The sequence below is a fragment of the Methyloceanibacter sp. genome, assembly GCF_049590335.1.
Taxonomy (GTDB): Bacteria; Pseudomonadota; Alphaproteobacteria; order Rhizobiales; family Methyloligellaceae; genus Methyloceanibacter.
Map to the genome: position 1 here is coordinate 1 of NZ_JBAWCQ010000035.1, position 4,092 is coordinate 4,092.

Sequence of the window (4,092 nt, forward strand, 5' to 3'; positions counted from 1 at the left end):
GGATCACCTCGGGCGAGCTATAGAAATAACGGAAGGGATTGCGCATCGCTGGAGGCCAAGAAACCTCTCCTAGAGGCTCAAGCCAATTTACTCTGACAATGCCGCGATTTGTGTCGCAACGTTTCCATGGTGGCGGAAGGCCTAGTTTCGTTACGAGAATTTCAGCCTTAATGCCACCTTGTGGCGTTATCAATTGACCTGAGACAAGGCCGTGTTGGCGCGCCTGCGAGAAAACTTCGGGATCGAGAGTCGAGATGAACGAAATTGTGCAGTCCGAGAAGGTCAAAGCCGACATAGAGGCCGCGCTGGGTCTCGATAAGCCCAAGTCCCGCCTTTGGCGCATGCGTCCTGGGCTCGTCGTGACCGCGATCGCGGGTGCGGCGGTTCTTCTCTATCTTCTGTTTGAGACCGGCGGCTCAAACAACGGGGTCCGGTACGTCACCGAGCCAGCGACAGAGGGCGATCTCACCGTGACCGTGACCGCAACAGGCGCGATCCAGCCCACCAACGAGGTTGAGCTTTCGAGTGAGCTCTCCGGCATCGTTCGCAGCGTGCTCGTCGATTACAACAGCGCCGTCACCACGGGGCAGACGCTCGCCGTGCTCGACACCGACAAGCTCAAGTCGACTGTGGACAGCTCGAAGGCTAAGCTGCAAGCTGCCCAAGCCAAGGTTAGTGAGGCCCAGGCTAGCGTGCTCGAGGCGCGCCTCGAATATGAGCGCAAGCAAAGGTTGGTCGAGCGGAATGCGGGCTCCGTCCAGGAGCTGGAGGCCGCGGAGGCCGCGCATAAGCGCGCGCTTGCTACGCTTGAAAGTGTCAAGGCTGACGTTGCTGCCGCCACCGCCGATCTTGCCCTCAATAAGACGAATCTGAGCAAGGCCCTCATCCGCTCGCCCATCACCGGCGTGGTGCTAAGCCGCAATGTTGAGCCGGGGCAGACGGTGGCCTCGTCCCTCCAGGCGCCGGTGCTCTTCACCATCGCCGAGGACCTGACCAAGATGGAGGTCCAGGTCGATGTCGATGAGGCGGACATCGGCAATGTGCGGGAAGAGCAGAAGGCGACCTTCACCGTCGACGCCTATCCTGACAAGACATTCTTCGCCGAAATCCGCGAGCTGCGCTTCGGTTCGGAAGTCGTGCAAGGCGTCGTCACCTATAAAGCCGTGCTCACCACCGACAATTCCAACCTATTGCTGCGGCCCGGTATGACCGCGACAGCCGAGATCGTCGTCGCTCAAGTGGATGAGGCGCTGACCGTACCTAACGCCGCGCTGCGGTTCTCGCCGCCCAGCGCCACCGAAGTCGACCAGAGGAACTTCCTGCAGAAAATCATGCCGGGGCCACCGCGCCTGAGAAAACCCAGCGCGACCAAGCAGCTCAACGGCGCCGAGCGCAAGGTCTGGGTGCTCTCGGACGGAGCTCCCGAAGAAGTCAGCGTCATTGTCGGCGCGACCGACGGCAAGCGCACGGAGATCGTTCGCGGAAACCTTGCGCCCGGCCAAGGCGTAATCGTCGATACGGCCTCGACAAAGTGACTGCCGATGTCTGAATTGCCCAAAAACAGTGCGCCGCCGGTCATCGAGCTGCGCAATGTCACCAAGATCTATGGACAGGGCGAGGCAAAGGTTCGCGCGCTGGATGGCGTGAGCCTCAGAATAAACAAGGGCGAGTTCACGGCCGTGATGGGACCGTCGGGCTCGGGTAAGTCGACGGCCATGAACATCATCGGCTGCCTCGATGAACCGACTAGCGGCAGCTATCTGTTCAGCGGCGTGGAGGTTGGCAGTCTTGACCGTAAACAACGTGCGCTGTTGCGGCGAAACTATCTCGGCTTCGTGTTCCAGGGTTTCAACCTGCTCGCGCGCACCTCCGCGGTGGAGAATGTGGAGCTGCCACTCATCTACGGCGGCGTGCGCCAAGCCCAGCGCCGGCCGCTCGCCATGGAGGCGCTCGAACGCGTAGGCCTTCAGGATAGGTCACTGCATACGCCCGGCGAGCTCTCCGGTGGCCAACAGCAGCGCGTTGCCATCGCACGCGCTATCGTCACCAAACCATCTGTGCTGCTCGCCGACGAGCCGACTGGCAATCTGGACACTAAGACAAGCCATGAGATCATGGGGTTTCTCATCGATCTCAACCGGACACAGGAGATCAACATTCTGATGGTCACCCATGAGCCGGAGATGGTCGAATACGCCGACCGCATCGTCCACTTCCTCGACGGCCGCATCGCGAGCGACACGCATGGCAAGGAGGCCGCCTGATGTTCTACGAGACCTTGAAGCTCGCGGTGCAGGCCATCAGGCGCAATGCCTTGCGCTCGTTCCTCACCTTGCTTGGTATCGTTATTGGTGTCTCCGCGGTCATTGCCATGGTTACCATCGGCACTGGCACCACCGAGAAAGTCAAGGAGGAGATGGCCAAGCTCGGCAGCAACATGCTATTTGTCCGACCCGGCCAATGGGGTCCGGGACGCTCCAGCGCCAAAGCGAGACCGTTCGACGCGCGTGATATCGTCGAGCTGCGCGCGCAACTGCGCGGCGTGAAGGCGGTGGCGCCCTTGGCGCAGCAATCCGTCAGCGTGGTCTATGGCTCCGAAAGCCGCACCGTCGGTACCATTGGCACCGACGCAAGCTACATCGTCACGCAAGACTGGAACTTGGCGCAAGGTCGCAACTTCCTCGACACCGAGACGAGAAGCGGCCGCGCGGCGTGTATCATCGGCGAGACAGTGCATGAGAAGCTATTCGGTTCCACTGACGCGATCGGCAAACGCATCCGCGTCAGCAACGTCTCCTGCGAGGTTATTGGTATCCTTGCGGAGAAGGGCGAGTCTGGCTTCGGCACCGACCGTGACGATGTCGTGCTAATGCCGCTGCGCACTTATCACCGCCGCATCGCGGGCGATACCGATATCAATCGTATCAATGTCTCCGCGCACGACGGGGTCGACACCGCAAAAGTGCAATCTGATATCGAGCGGCTGTTACGCGAGCGCCGGGGCATCACGGCTCGCGAGGAGGACGATTTCCGTGTTGCTGATATGAAGCAGATCGCCGACACGCAGACTGCGACGACCGGCGTGCTCACCATGCTGCTTGGTGCCGTCGCCGGCGTAAGCCTGCTGGTCGGCGGCATCGGCATCATGAACATCATGTTAGTGTCAGTCACTGAGCGTACCCGCGAGATCGGGATTCGGCTCGCCGTTGGCGCGCAGGAATCGCAAGTACTGATGCAGTTCCTGGTTGAGGCCGTAGTCCTTTCGCTGTTTGGCGGCACGGTCGGCGTCGTGCTTGGGCTGGCGCTGGCCGCTGTGGCCTCGATCGGCATGAGCATCCCCTTAGTGCTCGACCCGCGCATCGTAGTGATCGCCTTCGCCTTTTCGGCGCTGATCGGGATCGTGTTCGGCTATTTCCCAGCGCGCCGCGCGGCTCAGCTCAACCCCATCGATGCGCTGCGCCACGAATGATCTAGGTCTGTCTTTGGCAGAATCTTTTCAAGAACGCTGGCAGAGGTGTCCTGTCGGCATTGTCAGAGCAAAATTCTAAATACTTGGAGCGGCTATCGAATCGCTCAGATCGACCCGGAAAAATGCAGTAAAATCAATGGCCGCGAAATCGGGTTCTGACGTTTTGGCAAAGTAAACGAATTTGCTCTGACAATGCCCTTAGCAGACATCGGCGATTGATTTCGATAGGGCTGCGATAGCATCCGCGACAACCTTCCCATTGTTTCGGTAGGGGGCTGCGTTTGGATTATGGGTATGCGCGCGCGCTGGCGGACGGGATAGGGACTTCTTCGGTTTCATGCCGTCTGATCCTGCTTGCGACACAAATACCAATCGTGGTCAAGTAGGTTAACGGGATCAACGCTTTTTATCAGTCTACTGACCGCGAAAAACTTTGAGGCGAGCTGACAGACCTACGCGAAGGGAAAGCCTGATGTCGAAAAAAGACCACGTGGAAACGCTGAAAATACTGATCGAAATGTATGAGCGTGACCTTGATATCCTGAAGAATGAGCTTCGACTGAGGGAAGAAGGAACAACAGCCAGCAAAACAGCCGGTGTTGAACGCGTGCTGCGCGACATAG

Annotated in this window: 3 protein-coding genes; all 3 read left to right on the plus strand. The window is 59.4% G+C overall.

Annotated features, from left to right (window positions below; translation table 11 throughout):
* Positions 1-254 precede the first annotated feature (254 nt).
* The 3 genes from WBQ77_RS02455 to WBQ77_RS02465 are packed head-to-tail and all read left to right on the plus strand — an operon-like array spanning position 255 to position 3,469.
* The gene (locus WBQ77_RS02455; protein WP_424043549.1) at positions 255-1,535 is read left to right on the plus strand and encodes an efflux RND transporter periplasmic adaptor subunit; all 1,281 of its coding nucleotides are present in this window, start codon (positions 255-257) and stop codon (positions 1,533-1,535) included.
* Between the two features lie 6 nt (positions 1,536-1,541).
* A complete protein-coding gene (locus WBQ77_RS02460; RefSeq protein ID WP_424058764.1) occupies positions 1,542-2,264 on the plus strand; it encodes an ABC transporter ATP-binding protein in 723 nt (240 codons plus the stop codon).
* A complete protein-coding gene (locus WBQ77_RS02465) occupies positions 2,264-3,469 on the plus strand; it encodes an ABC transporter permease (protein WP_424058766.1) in 1,206 nt (401 codons plus the stop codon). The genes WBQ77_RS02460 and WBQ77_RS02465 overlap by 1 nt, the downstream gene beginning before the upstream one ends.
* Positions 3,470-4,092: the final 623 nt, after the last annotated feature.